Source organism: Kitasatospora sp. NPDC018058 (genome assembly GCF_044327205.1).
Lineage (GTDB): Bacteria > Actinomycetota > Actinomycetes > Streptomycetales > Streptomycetaceae > Kitasatospora.
Genome location: NZ_JBIRFA010000017.1, coordinates 73,337 through 90,843, shown reverse-complemented (window position 1 = coordinate 90,843; position 17,507 = coordinate 73,337). Strand labels below are relative to the sequence as shown.

At 74.1% G+C, this 17,507-nt stretch carries 19 protein-coding genes; 8 read left to right on the top strand and 11 right to left on the bottom strand.

The window, feature by feature from the left end; all coding sequences use genetic code 11:
* The first annotated feature begins 55 nt into the window (after nucleotides 1-55).
* Complete coding sequence (locus ACH4E7_RS24385) at nucleotides 56-835, top strand: uracil-DNA glycosylase (protein WP_396251142.1); 780 nt, start codon at nucleotides 56-58, stop codon at nucleotides 833-835.
* A gap of 48 nt (nucleotides 836-883) precedes the next feature.
* Here ACH4E7_RS24385 and ACH4E7_RS24380 read toward each other — a convergent pair whose 3' ends face one another.
* The gene (locus tag ACH4E7_RS24380; protein ID WP_396251141.1) at nucleotides 884-1,762 is read right to left on the bottom strand and encodes a CHAD domain-containing protein; all 879 of its coding nucleotides are present in this window, start codon (nucleotides 1,760-1,762) and stop codon (nucleotides 884-886) included.
* A 176-nt stretch (nucleotides 1,763-1,938) separates the two neighbouring features.
* On the opposite strand from ACH4E7_RS24380, the gene ACH4E7_RS24375 reads away from it, so the two are divergent.
* The 3 genes from ACH4E7_RS24375 (at nucleotide 1,939) to ACH4E7_RS24365 (ending at nucleotide 4,299) form a co-directional block, all read left to right on the top strand.
* Nucleotides 1,939-2,613 carry a hypothetical protein gene (locus ACH4E7_RS24375; RefSeq protein WP_396251140.1) on the top strand — a complete coding sequence of 225 codons (675 nt, stop codon included), beginning with the start codon at nucleotides 1,939-1,941 and terminating at the stop codon, nucleotides 2,611-2,613.
* 145 nt (nucleotides 2,614-2,758) lie between these two features.
* The gene (locus tag ACH4E7_RS24370) at nucleotides 2,759-3,556 is read left to right on the top strand and encodes a DsbA family protein (protein ID WP_396251139.1); all 798 of its coding nucleotides are present in this window, start codon (nucleotides 2,759-2,761) and stop codon (nucleotides 3,554-3,556) included.
* A gap of 92 nt (nucleotides 3,557-3,648) precedes the next feature.
* Nucleotides 3,649-4,299, top strand: coding sequence for a vitamin K epoxide reductase family protein (locus ACH4E7_RS24365; RefSeq protein WP_396251138.1), 651 nt, complete (start codon nucleotides 3,649-3,651; stop codon nucleotides 4,297-4,299).
* 7 nt (nucleotides 4,300-4,306) lie between these two features.
* Here ACH4E7_RS24365 and ACH4E7_RS24360 read toward each other — a convergent pair whose 3' ends face one another.
* The 4 genes from ACH4E7_RS24360 to ACH4E7_RS24345 form a co-directional block, all read right to left on the bottom strand.
* Nucleotides 4,307-4,810 (bottom strand): NUDIX domain-containing protein, encoded by a 504-nt coding sequence (locus ACH4E7_RS24360; protein ID WP_396251137.1) that lies wholly within the window; start codon nucleotides 4,808-4,810, stop codon nucleotides 4,307-4,309.
* Nucleotides 4,811-4,960: 150 nt separating this feature from the next.
* Nucleotides 4,961-6,034, bottom strand: coding sequence for a serine hydrolase domain-containing protein (locus ACH4E7_RS24355; RefSeq protein ID WP_396251136.1), 1,074 nt, complete (start codon nucleotides 6,032-6,034; stop codon nucleotides 4,961-4,963).
* Nucleotides 6,035-6,091: 57 nt separating this feature from the next.
* Nucleotides 6,092-6,607, bottom strand: a complete 516-nt coding sequence (locus tag ACH4E7_RS24350) for a GNAT family N-acetyltransferase (protein WP_396251135.1) — start codon at nucleotides 6,605-6,607, stop codon at nucleotides 6,092-6,094.
* A gap of 24 nt (nucleotides 6,608-6,631) precedes the next feature.
* Nucleotides 6,632-7,024 carry an ankyrin repeat domain-containing protein gene (locus ACH4E7_RS24345; protein WP_396251134.1) on the bottom strand — a complete coding sequence of 131 codons (393 nt, stop codon included), beginning with the start codon at nucleotides 7,022-7,024 and terminating at the stop codon, nucleotides 6,632-6,634.
* Between the two features lie 384 nt (nucleotides 7,025-7,408).
* Here ACH4E7_RS24345 and ACH4E7_RS24340 point away from each other — a divergent pair, with 384 nt between their 5' ends.
* From ACH4E7_RS24340 to ACH4E7_RS24330, 3 genes are all read left to right on the top strand, one after another.
* The gene (locus ACH4E7_RS24340) at nucleotides 7,409-7,603 is read left to right on the top strand and encodes a hypothetical protein (protein ID WP_355669189.1); all 195 of its coding nucleotides are present in this window, start codon (nucleotides 7,409-7,411) and stop codon (nucleotides 7,601-7,603) included.
* 112 nt (nucleotides 7,604-7,715) lie between these two features.
* Nucleotides 7,716-9,329 (top strand): hypothetical protein, encoded by a 1,614-nt coding sequence (locus tag ACH4E7_RS24335; protein WP_396251133.1) that lies wholly within the window; start codon nucleotides 7,716-7,718, stop codon nucleotides 9,327-9,329.
* A 275-nt stretch (nucleotides 9,330-9,604) separates the two neighbouring features.
* Nucleotides 9,605-9,979: an RNA polymerase-binding protein RbpA gene (locus tag ACH4E7_RS24330; protein WP_396251132.1), complete on the top strand. Its 375-nt coding sequence runs from the start codon at nucleotides 9,605-9,607 to the stop codon at nucleotides 9,977-9,979.
* A gap of 169 nt (nucleotides 9,980-10,148) precedes the next feature.
* On the opposite strand, the gene fxsA is transcribed toward ACH4E7_RS24330, so the two are convergent.
* The 5 genes from fxsA to ACH4E7_RS24305 form a co-directional block, all read right to left on the bottom strand.
* Nucleotides 10,149-10,727, bottom strand: coding sequence for an FxsA family membrane protein (gene fxsA / locus ACH4E7_RS24325; RefSeq protein ID WP_396251131.1), 579 nt, complete (start codon nucleotides 10,725-10,727; stop codon nucleotides 10,149-10,151).
* Between the two features lie 55 nt (nucleotides 10,728-10,782).
* On the bottom strand, nucleotides 10,783-12,423 hold the full coding sequence (lnt, locus tag ACH4E7_RS24320) for an apolipoprotein N-acyltransferase (protein ID WP_396251130.1): 1,641 nt from the start codon (nucleotides 12,421-12,423) through the stop codon (nucleotides 10,783-10,785).
* 216 nt (nucleotides 12,424-12,639) lie between these two features.
* Nucleotides 12,640-13,050 (bottom strand): N-acetyltransferase, encoded by a 411-nt coding sequence (locus ACH4E7_RS24315; protein WP_396251129.1) that lies wholly within the window; start codon nucleotides 13,048-13,050, stop codon nucleotides 12,640-12,642.
* 94 nt (nucleotides 13,051-13,144) lie between these two features.
* Nucleotides 13,145-14,785 carry an amidohydrolase gene (locus ACH4E7_RS24310; RefSeq protein ID WP_396251128.1) on the bottom strand — a complete coding sequence of 547 codons (1,641 nt, stop codon included), beginning with the start codon at nucleotides 14,783-14,785 and terminating at the stop codon, nucleotides 13,145-13,147.
* Between the two features lie 49 nt (nucleotides 14,786-14,834).
* Nucleotides 14,835-15,275 carry an Lrp/AsnC family transcriptional regulator gene (locus ACH4E7_RS24305; RefSeq protein ID WP_045694655.1) on the bottom strand — a complete coding sequence of 147 codons (441 nt, stop codon included), beginning with the start codon at nucleotides 15,273-15,275 and terminating at the stop codon, nucleotides 14,835-14,837.
* Nucleotides 15,276-15,739: 464 nt separating this feature from the next.
* Between ACH4E7_RS24305 and ACH4E7_RS24300 the strand changes: the two genes are divergently transcribed.
* Nucleotides 15,740-16,222: a hypothetical protein gene (locus ACH4E7_RS24300; RefSeq protein WP_396251127.1), complete on the top strand. Its 483-nt coding sequence runs from the start codon at nucleotides 15,740-15,742 to the stop codon at nucleotides 16,220-16,222.
* Nucleotides 16,223-16,324: 102 nt separating this feature from the next.
* On the opposite strand, the gene ACH4E7_RS24295 is transcribed toward ACH4E7_RS24300, so the two are convergent.
* On the bottom strand, nucleotides 16,325-17,488 hold the full coding sequence (locus ACH4E7_RS24295; RefSeq protein WP_396251126.1) for an acyl-CoA dehydrogenase family protein: 1,164 nt from the start codon (nucleotides 17,486-17,488) through the stop codon (nucleotides 16,325-16,327).
* Between the last annotated feature and the right edge of the window lie 19 nt (nucleotides 17,489-17,507).

The following is a 17,507-nucleotide window of genomic DNA, read 5'->3' as shown; positions in this document are numbered from 1 at the left end:
ACGCCTGCCCGGCTGACACCGAAGTGCACGGCCTGGAGACCCTAGGATCGGGGGCATGCCGCAGTCCCCCGCCGACGACCCGGGCCACCCCCGCCACCCCGCCGAGGCCGCGGCCCGAACCGGCGGACTCACCGCGCTGGACCGCGTCGTCACCGGCTGCCGGGCCTGCCCCCGCCTGGTCGCATGGCGCGAGGAGACCGCCCGCACCAAACGCCGCGCCTACCAGGACTGGGACTACTGGGCCCGCCCCATCCCCGGCTTCGGCCCGCCCGACGCCCCGCTCGTCCTGGTCGGCCTCGCCCCCGCCGCCCACGGCGCCAACCGCACCGGCCGGATCTTCACCGGCGACCCCTCCGGCGACCTGCTCTACGCGGCCCTCTACGACCTCGGGCTCGCCAACCGCCCCGAGTCCGTCCGCTACGGCGACGGCCTGGAACTGTACGGCGTACGGATCACCGACCCGGTCCGCTGCGCCCCGCCCGACAACAAGCCCAGCACCGCGGAACGCGACACCTGCCGCCCCTGGATCACCCGCGAACTGCAGCTGCTGCGCCCCACCGTCCGGACGGTCGTCGCACTCGGCGGCTTCGCCTGGCAGGCCATGCTCCCGGTGCTCGCCGACGCCGGCTGGCAGGTCCCCCGCCCCCGCCCCGCCTTCGGCCACGCCGCCCGGGTCACCCTCCCCGCCCGCGACGGCGGCCCCGACCTGCGGCTCTACGGCTGTTACCACGTGAGCCCGCGCAACACCAACACCGGTCGGCTGACCACGGCGATGCTACGCGCCCTGCTCAGGGACGCGGCGCTCTCGGCGGGGCTCAGCCCCGAGCCGGAGTAGCCGCCGGTGACCGCCTCCGGCGCTGTCCGGCGCCGGGGCACGACGGCCCTAGCCGAACCGCGCCAGCTCCCGCTTCCGGGCGCCCGCCCACACCTCGGGCAGCCGCCCGCGCGCCGTCTCCGCCACGGCGAGCTGGCCCGCGTAGAGCACGCCGTAGGCGAAGGGCTCGCCGCCGGTGTCCGCCTGGCCGGCGAGGGCCGCCGCGGCGACCACCGCGTCCTGGTGCTCGCCCAGCACCTCCTGGACGGCCTTCATCCGCTCCACGTACCGCTCGGCCGCCGGGCCGACCGCGGGTTCGGCGACCTCGCCGGCGTAGCGGGCCTGCTTGGCGGCCTTGCGGGCCTCGTGCAAGGCCCGGTCCCGGTCCTCCGGGTCGGCCGCGAGCGCGGCGCGCACACGCTCGGCCGTCCGGCGCTGTTCGCGGGCGGCGACCCGGGACAGCTCGGGGACGGCCGCGCGGGCGGCCCGGCGCCGCAGCGGCGGGTCGGCCAACAGCGTGGTCAGGGCCTCGGCCAGGACCCGACGACGGGGGCTGTCCAGGGCCGCGACCACCTCGGGCCACACCCGGCGGTACTCGGCCTCGCCCCACCGCTGGAGCGCACCCGCGACCCGCTCCGGTCCGCACGCGGCCGGCAGCCCGCGGGCCTGGGCCACCAGCCGCTCGGCGAGCACCTCACGGTCCCGGGCGCGGCCCAGCGCGGCACCCAGCCAGCGCAGGTCGGCGACCAGGCCGTCGACGGCGCCGGGGGCGAGGAGACGGCGGAAGGTCCGCAGGGCGCTGCGCAGCCGTCGGCAGGCGACCCGCATCCGGTGGACCGCGTCGGGCTCGTCCGCCCGGACGGCGTCGTCCAGTCCGGCCAGCACCACCGCCTGGGCCTCGATGCGGTCGAGCAGCACCTGTCCCACCGTGGTTTCGGGCCTCGCCATGTGCGTCCACCCCCTTGTCGGGGTCGCCTGGCTCGTCGGGGTCGCCGGGAACGCCTTCCAGGCTAGTCGCGCGGCGGCCTCTGTCGCGTCCGCGGAGCCGCTGAGGGGGCGTCATGCCGGCGTGAACGACCACGCGCCCTCGTGCCGGGTGTAAGCGCCATGGCATACTCCCGAGCGTGACGACCTCCACCCATGCGACCAGGGCCCTGCGGGCCGCGGTGTTCACCGCGCTCGCCGTGCCGATGGCCGCGTTGGGCCAGGTGGTCATCACCGGTCGCCCGCTACCGCTGTCGCTGGTGGCCACGACGAGTGTCGTCGTCTTCCTGGTCGCGGCCGCGCTGGCCGGCGGGGAGCGGCGGCTGCTGCACATCTCCGCCGTGATGGTGCCGGTCGAGCTGCTGCTCAACACCACCTTCAACCTGGGCCAGACCGGCTGTGGGCCGGTCCTGTCCGAGCACGTGTCCGCGCGCGGGGTGAACCTGCTGGTCTGCGGCGGCGGTTCGATGGACGGCTCACTGCTGGGCGGCCCGCTGGGGCACGCCGGGCAGTTGGCGCCCGCCGCGACCCAGCTGCTGCTCCTGGTGGTGCACCTGGCGATCGCGCTGGCCGCCTCGGCCTGGCTTCGGCTGGGCGACGCGGCGCTGTCGGGCCTGGCCCGGGCGCTGCGCGCGCTGCGCCAGTCGCTGACCCGCCCGCTGCGGGCGCTGGTCCTGCTGCTGCTCCCCGCCCCGGCGCGCCCGGTGCTGCGGGTGCCGCTGCCGGTGTCGGACCGTGCGCGGCCGCGCCGCGAGGACGTGGTGCTGAGCCCGGCGCCCCGCCGTGGTCCGCCGTCCTTCGCGCCTGCCTGCTGATCAGTTCCGCATCACACGCGTACCGGCCGACCGGCCCCGTACGCCCGCAGGCAGTGCGCACGACTCCCGCGTTCACCGACCCCGCCGCACCCGTGTGCGGCTCCCCGCGCGCACCCGCGCGCCGCGTACAGGAGTTGACTCCCCCATGGCTCAGTCCCCCAAGCGAATCAGTGCCCGTGAGCGGATCCAGGAGGCCCAGCGCCGCGAGCAGCTGGCGGCCAAGCGCCGTCAGCGGATCGTCGTGACCGTCTCCGCCGTCGTCGTCCTCGCCCTCGCGGGCGGTGTCGCGCTCGCGGTCAACGGTTCGAAGAAGGACGACAAGGCCTCCGCGGCCTCCTCCGCGGGCCAGCTGGTCGTCCCGGCCAACGCCACCGGCCCGGACGGCACGGTGATCACCTACGGCAAGGCCGACGCCCCGCACACCATGGAGGTGTACGAGGACTTCCGCTGCCCGGTCTGCAAGCACTTCGAGGCGGCGAACGGCCAGACCGTCAAGCAGCTCACCGAGGACGGCCAGATCAAGGTGGAGTTCCACCTGGCGGCCTTCCTGGACAAGAACCTCGGCGGCAAGGGCTCGCGCACCGCGCTGGCCGCCGCCGGCGCCGCGCTGAACGAGGGCGTGGACAAGTTCAAGGCGTTCCACGACGTGCTGTACGCCAACCAGCCGGACGAGCGCGAGGACGGCTTCGGCGACGTCGACCACATCCTGGACCTGGCCGGCCAGGTGCCCGGCCTGAAGACGGACGCCTTCGTGAAGGCGGTCACCGACAAGACCTACGCGCCGTGGGCGGCGAAGGTCGCCGACGCGTTCAACAACAGCCAGGTGACCGGCACCCCGACGGTCAAGGTCGACGGCAAGCCGATCAACCTGTTCGCCGGCAACGCCACCGCGACGCCGGAGCAGTTCACCGCGCAGGTCAAGCAGGCCGCCGGCCTCCAGTAGGCCCACCCGGCTCGCACCGCACGGCACCACCGGCCCGGCCGAACTCCCGGCCGGGCCGGCCCCTCCCAGCCAGCCACCGGAGTGTGCTGCCCATGACCGCCGCGACCACCGTGCACCTCTCCCAACCCGCCCCCGACGCCGCCGGCCGAGCCCCGATCGGCGCCGGCCGGGCGTTCGCGGTCCTGCTGTTCCTCGGCGGGCTGATCGGACTGGCCGCCTCGGCCGTCCTGACCTTCGACAAGCTGCGCATCCTGGAGAACCCGTCCTACGTCCCCAGCTGCAACGTCAACCCGGTGATCAGCTGCGGTTCGGTGATGCGCACCGAGCAGGCCGAGGTGTTCGGCTTCCCGAACCCACTGCTCGGCCTGGCCGCCTTCGGCGCGCTGGCGGCGATCGGCGCGGGGCTGCTGGCCGGCGCCGCGTACCGGCGCTGGTTCTGGCTGGGCCTGCACGCCGGGACCGCGTTGGGCGTCGTCTTCACGCACTGGCTGATCGACCAGGCGCTGTACGACATCGGCGCGCTGTGCCCGTACTGCATGGTGGTGTGGGCCACGGTGGTGGTGCTGTTCTGGTACACCACCCTGCACAACCTGCGGACGGGCGTGATCCCGGTCGGCCCGAGGATGCGGGCGGTCGTCCGGGAGGCGGCGCGCTACCACGGGGCGCTGCCGGTGCTGTGGGCGGCGGTGATCGCGCTGCTGGTCCTCAACCGATTCTGGTACTACTGGAGCACCCTGATCTGATCCCCGGTCACCCCACGTACCCCGCCGAGTGCAACAGCGCGGCGGTGCCGGTCCGCCGGACCTCCAGGGCCCCGGTGAGTCGGCGCGTCGCGCAGGGGTGCAGCAGGGCGGCGGCCTTGGAGGGGGTGAAGTAGCCGTGGTCGGCGATCTCCTCGGGCTGGAGGCGGACGATCGCATCCGCCCCGACCGTGCCGCCGTCGAACATGAAGTGCACGGCGGGGTGGGCGTACCGGCCCTGATCGGGGATCGCCTCGCGCCACTCCACCACCAGCAGCCGCAGTCCGCCCCCCACCACCAGCCCGGTCTCCTCGCGCAGTTCCCGCGCGGCGCACTCGGCAGGCGCCTCCCCGGGGTCCATCCCGCCGCCGGGGAACTGCCACCGGTCGCGGTAACCCGGCTTCAGCAGCAGGACCTTGCCCTGCTCGTCGGTGAGCAGCACGCTGCACCCGATGTAGGCGCGCACCAGCCCGGACAGCCACTCCGCTTCCGAGAGTGTCCAGGTCTCCGTCATCGCGCCTCCTTCACCGGGTGCCGCCCTGTCGCCGCCACCGTGCCCGATCACCGCCGCACCAAAGGTGGTTCGCACCTGATCCACCCGATCGAGTGCCAGGGCCCGTCCCTCGGGTTCCGTCGGATCGGGCAAGGACCCGAGAGGCGGGCCCTACCCGAACACCGCTCGCCGGAAGGCGTTGCGCAGGTCCGTGAGCGGCTGGGTGGTCCGGTCGTGGTGCACCTTGTTGGTGAGCAGCAGTGCCCAGCGGCCGAGCCGCCGGGAGACCCAGAAGCCGGTGCCGGTGAAGCCGTAGTGGACGAAGGTGCCCTCGGCGGGTTCGGTGCCGGGGGCGTACAGCCAGGACAGCCCGCGGGCGGGAGCCAGGCCGCCGGTCTGCTCGCGCAGTGATTCGGTGATCCACGCTTCGCCCCAGGGCAGTCGGGGCGGCGGGGCGAGCAGGGCGGTGAGGAAGCGGGCGAGGTCGCGGGCGGTGGAGAAGGCCCCGGCGTTGCCGGAGACCCCGCCGAGCAGCCGGGCCGAGGGGTCGTGCACGAGGCCGCGCAGATGGGCGCCGACCGACTCCTCGTACTCGGTGGGCGCGGTACGGGCGGTCTCCGCGGCGCCGAGCGGCCCGTACCGGGTGTCGCCCATGCCCAGCGGCCGCCAGACCCAGCGCACGGCGAGTTCGTCCAGCGGCGCACCGCCGAGGTCCTCGACCAGGTACGTCATCAGCACGGCGGCACGGTCGGTGTACTCGACGGCGGTGCCCGGTCGGCGGTGCAGCGGGGCGGAGACCACCCCGGCCCGGATCGCGGCGGGCTCCCGCCCGTAGAGCTGCTCGAAGCGGGTGTACGGGAGCATTCCGGCGGTGTGCGCGAGGAGTTGCCGGACCGTCACCGCCCCGGCGGGGTGCCCGGTGGCGGGCTGCCACCAGCGGCCGAGCGGTTCCTCCAGCGGCAGCCGGCCGGACTGCCACAGCGCGCCGGCGCAGGGCCAGAGCGCGACGATCTTGGTGAGGCTGGCAAGGTCGTACCGGGTGTCCGGCCCGGGCGTGAACTCCGCGTACGGGCCCTGCCCGAGCACTCCGTGGCTGCCGCCGCCGAGCGTGCCGTCGGCGTCGCCGACCGCCCAGACGGCGCCCGCGCCGACGGTGCGCACGCCGTCCCGGACCAGCCGGTCCAGCTCCCCGTCGCGCCGGGTCAGGTCGGGGAGCCGGTCGGCTCCAGGCGCTTGGTGGCTCATCCGTCCCCCTCCAGGGCCCTTCCGGCCGACGGGGAGCCTACCCGGCGCGGCGGGCGATCAGACCGCCGCGGCGAGCTCTTTGCCGAGGCAGACGCTCAGCGGGTGGTCCTTGTAGATGCCGAACTTCCGGATCGCGACGTAGCCCTCGGACTCGTACAGCGCGATGGCCTCGGGCTGCTCGGTGCCGGTCTCCAGGATGAAGCGGGTGCGCCCGGCCTCGACGGCGGTCTGCTCCAGGCGGCGCAGCACGGCCCGGGCCAGGCCGCGGCCGCGGACGTCGGGGATCACGAACATCCGCTTCAGCTCGGCGTCACCGTCGCGCAGCCCGTCCGGGCCGGCCTGCTTGGCCCGCCAGCCGCCGCAGGCGACCGGGCGGCCGCCCAGGTAGGCGATCATGAACAGTCCGGCGGGCGCGTCGAAGTCCTCGGGGTGCATCACGGTCTCGTCCGGGTCCCCGTAGCGGCGGACGTACTCCTGCTGCACCTCCGCCGACAGGGCCTGGGCGTCGGGGTGGGCGTAGCCGGTGATGCGGAACTCGACGGTGCCGGTGTCCTTGGTGGCGGTGCTCTCCATGGTTGAAAAGCCTACGACCTCGTCTCAGCGGCCCTCGAACCGGGCGAGCAGCTCGCTCTTGCCGAACATCGCGGCGGCGTCGACGGCGGAGGGGAAGCCGGCCCCGGGGTCGGCGCCGCCGGCCAGCAGGGCGTCGACGACGTCCACGGTGCCCTTGAAGACGGCCCCGGCCAGCGGGGTCTGGCCCTTGTCGTTGGCCCGGTTCGGGTCGGCTCCGCGGTCGAGCAGCGCCTCGACGGTGGCCGCGTGGCCGTGGTAGGCGGCGAGCATGACCAGGGTGTCGCCGCTGCCGTTGGTGAGGTCCGCGGAGACGCCCGCGTCGACGGCGGCGGTCAGGGTGGCGGTGTCACCGGCCCGGGCGGCGTCGAAGAGCTTCCCGGCGAGCGCGATCACCTCGGCGTCGGGGACATCGGTCATGGCGGGCTGCCTTCCTGAGAGCTGACGGGGGAGCGTGCGTACCGCACCGTAGCGGCCGACGGGAAGTCGGGCCAGCGGGTGTCCGGATTCCGGATGGCGTTCCGCACCGGAACGACACGCGGCCGTACGGGTTGCGCAGCCGTTCGAGGGAACCTTTCGGACCCCCCGGAAACTTCCCACCCACCCGCCGGGAATGCCCAGCCGCACCGAATCCCTGCGACACAAGGCCCCCACCCCGGCCGGTTCGCATACCCCCGTCCGCTCTCCCGGGCGGTATTGAACGGCAGAACCACCCATTTGCGCCATTCCATCATCTATTACTTTTTGTCACGATTGGGGCACTTTACGTAACACTGTCCCCCGCCCCCTCCCGAGGAGCAGAACGTGATCCTCAATGTCTCCGCGCTCGTCCTGTTCGGCACGGTCGCCTTTCTGTTTTTCCGCAGAGACGGCCTGAAGATGTCGCACGCCATCGTCTGCGCCCTCTTCGGCTTCTACATCGCCGGTTCCTCGATCGCCCCGAGCATCACGGCAGGCGGCGCCAGCCTGGCGAGCCTGCTCGGCGGCATCAAGTTCTAGGACCGCCACTCCCCGTACGGGCCCGGGCGCGGATCCCACCGCCCCGGGCCCCGTCGCTACCCGAGCAGTCCCCTCCCACCCCACCCGTCCCACTCGCCCGGGGAGTCACGGAATGCCGCTCCACCGCCATCTCAGCAAGGGCCGTGAGGTCGCCCGAACCGCCGGGGACCACGCCTCCGACATGTTCGCCCCGCTCGCCGTGATCGGCCGGGGCCTGCGCCACCAGGCCGGCTGGGCCAAGACCCGCTGGCAGGCCACCCCGCAGGAACGCCGCGGCCCGACGCTGTTCCTCACCGCCGCGACGTTGATCGGCATCTACCTGCTGCCGCACGGCCTGCTGTTCGCGCTGATCGCCCTGATGGCCAGCGCGGCGTGGGCCGGCCGGACCCCCAAGGCGCCGCCCGCCCCGCCGGCGCCCGACGTCGCCGACGTCAAACTGAGCGCCCTCTACTCGGCGCTCACCCCGTACCTGTGCGGGCCCGAGGACGCCAACCCGCTGTACCACTTCGAGGGCAGCTACAAGAGCGCCTTCAGCTCCTGGGAGTTCGACGGCGAGGGCCGGCTCTGCCGGCTGGAGCTCGGCTACCCGGCGTACTTCACCGACACCGAACCGACCGCCCGGGCCCGGATCGAACAGGTCGTCCAGGGCAAGGCCGGGCGGGCCCGGGAGTACCGCTTCGACTGGGACGAGGAGTCCAACCGGCTGCGGATCACCGCGATGGCCCCGCTGCCCACCGACATCGTGGCCCAGCGCTTCGTGGCCGCCCCGGGCGAGATCGTGCTCGGCTTCACCGACGAGGACGGCACCGCCCGCACCATCCCGGTCAGTCAGGGCGGCACCACCACCCAGCAGCCGCCCGTGGTCTGGCGCACCGGCCCACGCTCCTCCGAGCCGCACCTGCTGGCCCTCGGGGTCACCGGCCACGGCACCTCCAGCCTGCTCCGCTCGGTGGCGCTCCAGGCCCTCCCGTACGCCGACCTGGTGGTGATCGACGGCGCCGGCACCGGGGAGCACGCCTGCCTGGTGAACCGGCCCGGGGTGCACACCGTGGAGACCAGCCTGCACGGGGCCCTGGCCGCGCTGGAGTGGGCCACCCACGAGACCGACCGCCGACTGGCCGCGCTGAACGCCGCCCGGCACGCCGGCACCGCCCCGCCCGCGGACGCCACCCGGCCGTTGTGGCTGCTGCTGGACCACCCGACCGAGCTGAGCGAGCTCGCCCACGCCGAGGGCCGCCCCGACCCGCAGGACCTGCTGGAGCTGCCGCTGCGGCACGGCCGGGCCGCCCGGGTCACCGTGGTGATCGCCGACGACCTGGAGGCCCGGGACCGGATCACCCCGACCGTCCGCGCCACCACCCGGGCCCGGGTACTGCTCGGCCCGGCCGGGCCCGACGAGGGCCACGCCGCGCTCGGCGCGCCGCTGGACATCGTGCCCGCCGCCCACGCCCCGATCGGCCGCGGCTACGCCCGGATCGGCAACGGCGCCCCGGTCCGGCTCCAGGTGCCCGCCACCGTCGACCCGCTGGACGACGAGGCCCCGCCGCAGCTGCGGGACGCGGTGATCGCCCTGCTGCCGCACCGCGACAGCCGGACCGAGGCGGCCCCCGCCGCCCCGCCCCGTCCGGAGCGAGCGCCGACGATCCCCGCCGACGGGGCGCCGGCGGCCCACCCGGTCGACCTCGGCAAGACCGAGCCGATGATCCGTTCCCGACCGATCTCCTGACCGTCCGGGGCGGGGGCGGCGACGGCCGTCGAATCCCGTCCCGGTACGCTCGACATGGAAAGCCCGACCGATCACCGGATGTGAAATAGGTGACACTCGGGGTGATATCACCGGCCAGATGTGACAAATCGGGCGCTGGTGGGTACAAACAGGGGCGGCACGACAGACGACGCATGTCCCGGGACGGGAATCTTCGTCGGAAGCCGAGCGTTGACCGAACGACGAAGAACAGCGACCACTAGTCCTGTGGGCCATAAGCCCGGGAGGCACGATTCATGAGCGAGCGAGCTCTCCGCGGCACGCGACTCGGGGCCACTAGCTACGAGACCGACCGTGGTATCGATCTGGCTCCCCGCCAGACCGTCGAGTACGCATGTCAGAACGGACACCGATTCGAGGTTCCTTTCTCGGTCGAGGCGGAGATCCCCCCGACCTGGGAATGCCGCTTCTGTGGCCAGGAAGCGACACTTCTCGACGGTGACGAGCCGGAGGAGAAGAAGGTCAAGCCCACGCGCACCCATTGGGACATGCTGATGGAGCGCCGGACGCGCGAGGAGCTGGAGGAGGTGCTGGCCGAACGGCTGGCCGTGCTCCGCTCCGGCGGGATGAACCTCGCGGTGCACCCGCGGGACACCCGTAAGAGCGCCTGACACACCTCGCTCCCGCCGCTGGGCGGGAGGACGCGAAAAGGGACCCTGGTCACCAGGGTCCCTTTCGCGTTGCCCGGGACGTTCGCGCCGTCCGGAGCTCGCGCAGGACGGAGTCGAGTGACGGACCGGGGGCCGCCCGGGCGGGCGGCCCCCGAACGGGTCAGCCGGGTCAGCCGGTGATCGGCGGACGGTAGGTGGTGTCCGGGCCCTGCGGGCCGCGCGGGCCGGCGTCCGGCTCGACCACCTCGCCCTGGATCACCTTGCCGTCCGGGCGGTGGATGCGCATCTGCTCCTGCAGCCGCACCGCGTCCGCGAACGGGTCGGCGCCGACGGCGGAGGTGCTGCGCAGCGCGGTGTCCGCGACCCGGCGCCCGGCGGCCCGCCAGAGCGCCCGGGTGGGCGGGAACAGCAGTGTCAGGGCGATCAGGTCCGACAGGAAGCCGGGGACGATCAGCAGCAGGCCGGCCAGCACGGTCATGCTGGTGCCGGTCTGCGGCTGCTGGGACTGCGGGTTCTTGCTCTGTTCGACGGCCGCCGCCAGCGCCTTCAGCCCGGCCCGCTTGATCAGCGAGCCGCCGATCACCGCGCCGGCTATGAGCAGCAGCAGGACGGTGCCGCCGCCCAGCCACGAGCCCACCTGGACCAGCAGCCAGATCTCCAGCACCAGCCAGGCGGTGATCAGCAGCGGCAGCACCCGGCGGAGCCTGCTACGCGGGACCGGACGGGTGGGGGTAGCTTGCTGGGTCACGGTACGAATCCACTCCAAGCGGTGCTCTGCGCGCCGCACGGAAGGTCCGGGCCGGCTACGGCACCACCTGGTCCAACGGTTCCCCGGCGGCCGGTGTTCCGGCGGCGGTCTTCTTGCGTCGGCCGACCAGCACCGCGGCGCCGCAGGCCAGCAGGCCCCCGATCGCCAGTGTCCACTCCGGGGCGGCGCCGACCCGGTCGGCCACCGTGGTGCCGTCGCGCAGCGGGACGGTCGCGGACAGCTCGGCCGGGGTCAGCTCCTGGGTGCGCTGCTCGACCGTGCCGTCCGGGGCGATCACCGCGCTGATGCCGCTGGTGGCGGCGATCAGGACGGCCCGGCCGTGCTCGACCGCGCGCAGCCGGCTCATCGCGAGCTGCTGCTCGGGCTGGCCGGTCTCGGCGTAGGTCGCGTTGTTGGTCTGCACCACCAGGACGCGGGCACCGCTGTCCACGGTGTCCCGGACGATCTCGTCGTAGGCCACCTCGAAGCAGATCACGTCGCCGATCTTCGCCGGGCCGAGCTGCATGACGCCGTTGTGGTCGCCGGGCCAGAAGTCCCGGGCGACCCGCTGGAGGCGGGTGATCACCTTCATCAGCTGGGCGCGGAAGGGCACGTACTCGCCGAAGGGGACGGGGTGCTGCTTGGTGTAGGAGGCACCGGGGCCGGTCTGCGGGTCCCAGACGATGCCCTCGTTCTGGACGTGCTGCGCGTCCGGGCCGTCCACCAGGGTGCCGACCAGGGTGGGCACGCCGACGGCCCGGACCGCCTCGTCGATGCGCTGGCGGGCCAGCGGGTCGCTGAACGGGTCCAGATCGGAGGAGTTCTCCGGCCAGATCACGACGTCGGGGCGCGCGACCTTGCCCGCCTGGATGTCGGCGGCGAGGCGCTCGGTGGCCGAGGCGTGGTTGTTCAGGACCATCATCGGGCGGCCCAGGAAGTCCATGCCCGGGTTGGGCACGTTGCCCTGGACGATGGCGACCTTGACGGTGTCGTCCGCGGCGGTGGGCACCGGGACGAGGTAGCCGGCCAGCAGCGCGGCGACCGCGCCGAGCGCCGCCAGCGCGGCCGCCTGCGGGGCCTTGCGCGGCCCGCGCAGGCGCAGCGCGGCCCAGGCCAGCAGGGCGCCGGAGAGGGCGACGGCGAAGGTCACCAGCGGCGCGCCGCCGATCGCGGCCAGCGGGGTGTACGGGGTGGCGGTGTTGGCGAAGGCGAGCCGGCCCCAGGGGAAGCCGCCGAGCGGCAGCCGGTCGCGTGCCCACTCCTGGGTGATCCACAGACAGGCTCCCCAGAGCGGCCAGCCGGGCAGCCGGGAAGTGAGCGCCAGCGCGCCGCCGAGCAGGGCCAGGAACAGCGCCTCCACGATGGACAGGCCGATCGTGGCGTCCCAACCGACCACCCGCAGCCAGCTGAGCAGCATCAGGAAGAACGGCACACCGAAGGCGAAGCCCGTCCACAGGCCCTGGCGGAAGGTGCGGCCGCGGGTGAGCAGCGAGAGCGAGGCGACGCCGAGCAGGGACAGCGGCCAGAGGTCGAAGGGCGGGAAGGCGAGCGCGAGCAGCAGGCCGGCCAGGGCGGCGAGGCCGGTCCGGGGCAGCCCGGCGCGGACCTTGGCGAGGGCGCGGGCGGCACGGCCGGGCGTGGGGGCCGGGTCCTGCGGCTCGGGAGCGGTCCCGGACCGCTCCTGGGTGACGGGCATGGCCACCGGCGCACCATCTTCCTGGGGCTTGCTGTTCGGACGCTGTCCGAAGACGGTACCCCGGAACGTCAGTGCGACGGGAGGTCAGGGTGGTGGGGCCGGCCCTCGCCCGGCCACCCCTCGCCCGGCCTGCCCGCGTCCCGACCGGCGCCCGGGTCAGCGCTCGGGTCAGCGCTCGGCGTAGCGGACCTCGCCCAGCGGCCAGTGCTCGGCGAGTCAGGCGGAGACGGCCCGGTACAGCGGGGCGTCCAGCGCGGCACGGTCGGCGCGGACCCAGGAGCTGACCGAGACCACGGACGGGTCCTCGCGGTCCAGGTAGATGTAGACGCAGCCGATCACCTCGTCCCGGTCCGGTTCCAGGACGGTGTAGGTGAAGCCGGTGCGGGCCTCGAAGTCGGCGGCGTGGCGGCGCAGGTCGGCGAGGTTCCGCTCCGGGGGCATCCCGTCGACGGGCGGCCAGCCGCGGCCGGCCCAGCCGGGGGTGGCGCGGATGTGGTCGATGCTGCCGGTCCACGCGGCGTGGTCGGAGGCGTTGTACTGCTCGCCCAGCGGTTCCAGGCGGAACTCCGGGGCGAGCAGCTCGCGCGGGACGGTGAAGTCGGCGGGCACCAGCGGTTCGGTCGTCATGGTGGTCAACCTAGGACGCGGCGGCCCGCCCCTTCATCCGATTAAGCGCTGCGTCCGGTCGGGGGCCTGTCCGGCGGATCGTGCCGGGCAGGTCCTAGCGCCGGTGCACGGTGCGGCCGCGGACCACGGTGCGCAGGCAGGCGGGCAGTTCGCGGCCAGGGGTGAGGTCGGGCAGGCCGGGGGTGCCGGAGCGCGGGTCGGTGGACCAGCCGGCCACCCGGGCGTCGGGGGCCTGGACGACCAGTTCCTCGGCGGCCCAGATCGCGTAGCTGGCGACCGCGCCGGGGACCAGCACACCGTCCTGGTCGCGGCCGATCGCACGCCAGCCGCCGCGGGTGTGGGCGGTGAAGGCGGCGCGGACGGAGATCCGGTGTTCCAGGGTCTGGTGGAAGGCGGCCGCGCGGACGGTGCCCCAGGGGTCGAGCGGGGTGACCGGGGCGTCCGAGCCGAAGGCCAGCGGGACGCCGGCCCGCAGCAGCGCGGCGAAGGGGTTGAGGGCGGCGGCCCGCTCGGCGCCGAGGCGCTGCACGTACATGCCGTCCGGGCCGCCCCAGGCGGCGTCGAAGGCGGGCTGGACGGAGGCGGTGAGGCCGAGTTCGGCGAAGGCGGCGATGGCCTTGTCGTCCAGCGCCTCGGCGTGCTCGACGCGGTGGCGCAGGGCCTTGACCCGGCCCGCGCCGACCCGCTCGCCGGCCGCGCGGACGCCCTCGACGACCGCTGCCAGGGCGGCGTCGCCGATGGCGTGGAAGCCGGCCTGGATCCCGGCCTCGGTGCAGGCGACGACATGGTCGGCGACCTGCTCGGCGGTCAGGTAGGCGGTGCCGGTGTGCTCGGCGTCGGCGTACGGGGTGTGCAGGCAGGCGGTGCGGGAGCCGAGCGCGCCGTCCACGAAGAGGTCGCCGCCGGCGCCCACGGCGCCGAGCCTGCGCGCCGTCTCGACTCCGCCCGACTCGCCCCAGTAGCCGAAGACTTCGGGGCCGTCGCCGGTGGCGGCCAACTCCAGCAGGGCGGCCAGGTCGGCCTCCGAGGAGATCTCCGGGCCGGCGCACTCGTGCAGGGCCCCGATGCCGAGTTCCGCGGCGCGGTCGAGGATGGCGCGCTGGGCCCGGCGGCGCTGCTCGGGGGTGAGGTGGGCGAGCGCGGTCTGCCGGACGGCGTGGTGGGCGTCCTTGGTGAGCGGGCCCTCGGCGTCGAAGCCGGGCCGCTCGGTGAGGCCTTCGGTGAGGGTGCGCAGCGCGGTGGTGGCGAGCGCGGAGTGCACGTCGGTGCGGGAGAGGTAGAGCGCGGCGCCGCGGGCGGCGGCGTCGAGTTCGGCGAGCGTCGGCGGGCGGCCCTCGGGCCAGCCGCTCTCGTCCCAGCCGTGGCCGATCAGCACCCCGCCGGGCTCGGGCCGGGCCTCGACGAAGGCGGTGACGGCGGCCAGGGTGGCGGCCAGCGAGGGGCTGCCGGTGAGGTCGAGGCCGGTGAGCGCCAGGCCGGTGGAGGTGGCGTGGACGTGGGCGTCCACGAAGGCGGGGGTGACCAGGGCACCGTCCAGCTCGACGATCTCGTCGGCGGTGGCGGCGTACGCCTCGGCGGCGCCGTCGCTGCCGACCCAGGCGATGTGTTCGCCCTCCACGAGCATCGCGGTGGCGAAGGGGTCGGCGGGGCTGTAGACGGCGCCGCCGCGCAGCAGGACGGTTCGTGGGCCCCTCCTGCCCGAGGGCGGGCAAGGGGGGAGGGTGCGTTCGGTCATGCCGCTAAGTCTGCACCTTGCTTTCACGCCGAGAAGTCCGGCCCGGCCTTCAGAGCTTCGGGGGTCGGGCCTCGTACGGGGTGGAGAGCACGACGGTGGTGCGGGTGGAGACGCCGGCGGCGCTGCGGATGCGGGCGAGCAGGTCCTCCAGGTCGCCGGGGGCGCCGACGCGCACCTTGAGGATGTAGTTCTCGTCGCCGGCGACGCTGTGGCAGGCCTCGATCTCGGGCAGGCCGGCCAGTCTCTCCGGGGTGTCGTCGGGCGCGCTGGGGTCGAAGGGCTTGACCGAGATGAACGCGGTCAGCGCCAGGTCGACGGCGTCGGGGTCGATGATCGCGGTGTAGCCGCGGATCACCCCGCGCTGTTCGAGGCGGCGCACCCGCTGGTGCACCGCCGAGGTGGACAGGCCGGTGGCCTTGCCCAGGTCCGTGTAGCTCATCCGGCCGTCCTCAAGGAGCAGCTGGACGATGCGTTGGTCGAGATCCTCCACAGTGCGCAAACCTACCCGCTCGAACGCACGGGGGGCTCACACGGTGGCGCACCGCCCGAGCCGAAGGGTGCGCCGGCGCCGAGAGCGACGAGCGACGAGCGACCAGCGGGGAACGGCGAGCGGCGAGCGGCGAGCGGGGAACGGCGAGCGGGGAACGGCGAGCGGCGAGCGGGGAACGGGGAACGGGGAACGAGCGCCGGAGGGTGGCCGCTCCGGCCCGAGGGCGGGCAAGGAGGGTGAACGTCGGCGCCTGGTCAAGAGCGCACGGAGGCGAGCGGGCGATCACTGGAGGGATTGCAGGTGTCACACGGGCAAGTGCCGGGTGCATGTGGCGAGCGGTGTGGCCAAGGACACACCCGGTGCATCACGGTGCACAACGCCGCAGGGTTATGAGCCCGAATCGCAGGGAAGTGCTGGTTGTGGCCCTGGGCGACCACGCCGGGCCCGATCCTAGGGGGATCCTCATGCCTGCTACTGACCAGCGCGTGCTGGGCGCCGACGAGACCGACGATATGACCGGCCGCGAAGACCTCGCGGTCGACCACGCGCCGGACAGCGACCCCGGCGACGCCGAGGCCTGGGAGATCTTCCGGGTCCACTGCCCCGAGTGCCGCCGTCCGATCGCCCTGGTGGCGGATGAGGAGCGGCTCCCGCAGCACGCCCTGCTGCCCACCGCCTGGAACCCCTTCGCCCCCGCGATCTGCCCGGGTTCGGGCACGCTGACCGACGACCTGGCGGAGGTGGAGGCCCCGGAGGACTCCCGCCCGGCCGGGTTCGGCGCGCTGTTCAAGCTCCCGAGCGGACTCGACTGGCGCACCCAGCCGTTCTCGCACGCGCTGGTGCACCGCCCGGCGCGGACCGCGGCCGTCCCGGCTCAGGCCGCGCGGCAGGTCGCCCCGGTCAAGCCGGTCATCCCGGAGCAGCGCCGGCGGCTGGTCCGGCACTGACCGCCGCTCGCCGCAGGCGAGTTGACGCTCGATCGGAAATGCCTCCGGTCGTCACTCCGCACCCTGGAGTGACGGCCGGAGGCCGTATTCGGGGAAGGCCTGTCAGGCCTTCGTGAGGTGGCGGCCGATCACCAGGCGCTGGACCTGGTTGGTGCCCTCGACGATCTGCAGCACCTTGGCCTCGCGCATGAAGCGCTCGGCCGGGAAGTCCTGGGTGTAGCCGTAGCCGCCGAGCACCTGGACGGCGTCGGTGGTCACCCGCATCACGGTGTCGGTGCAGAACAGCTTGGCCATGGCCGCCTCCTTGGAGAACGGCCGGCCCGCGTCCCGCAGCCGCGCGGCGGCCAGGTAGAGCGAGCGGCCGGCCTCGATCTGGGTGGCCATGTCGGCGAGCATGAAGGACAGGCCCTGGAATTCGGCGATCGGACGGCCGAACTGGCGCCGGGTGCGGGCGTAGTCCACCGCGAGGTCCAGCGCGGCCTGGGCGACGCCTATCGCACAGGCCGCGATGCCGAGGCGGCCGGAGTCCAGCGCGGCGAGCGCGATCTGGAAGCCCTGCCCCTCCTCGCCGATCAGCCGGTCGCGGGAGACCCGGGCGCCGTCGAAGTGCAGCTGGGCGGTCGGCGAGGAGCGCATGCCCATCTTGTGCTCCGGCGGCGCGGCCGACAGGCCCTGCTGGTCACCGGGGACGAGCAGGCAGCTGATGCCCTTGGGGCCGTCGACGCCGGTGCGCACCAGGGCGCTGTAGAAGTCGGCCTGTCCGCCGTGGGTGATCCATGCCTTGGTGCCGTTGACGACGTACTCGTCGCCGTCCAGGTCGGCGCGGGTGCGCAGGGCGGCCGCGTCCGATCCGGACTGCGGCTCGGAGAGGCAGTAGGCGCCGAGCTGCTCACCGGAGAGCATGCCGGGCAGCCACTCGTCGCGCTGCTCGTCGGTGCCGAAGGTGGCCAGCGCGTGGCAGGACAGGGTGTGCACGCTGACGCCGAGGCCGACCGCCAGCCAGCCGGCCGCGAGCTCCTCCAGTACCTGCAGGTACACCTCGTAGGGCTGCTCGCCGCCGCCGTACTTCTCGTCGTACGGGAGGGACAGCAGGCCGGCCTCGCCGAGGGTGCGGAAGACATCCCGGGGGAAGCGGTCGGCGGCCTCGTCCTCCGCGGCGCGCGGCTGCAGTTCGCGCTGGACCAGGTCCCGGGTGAGGCTCAACAGCTCGCGGGCCTCCTCGCTCGGCAGCTGGCGCTCCACGGCTTTCACGGGGGACGGGGTCATGGCGGCGGTCGCCTCCTCG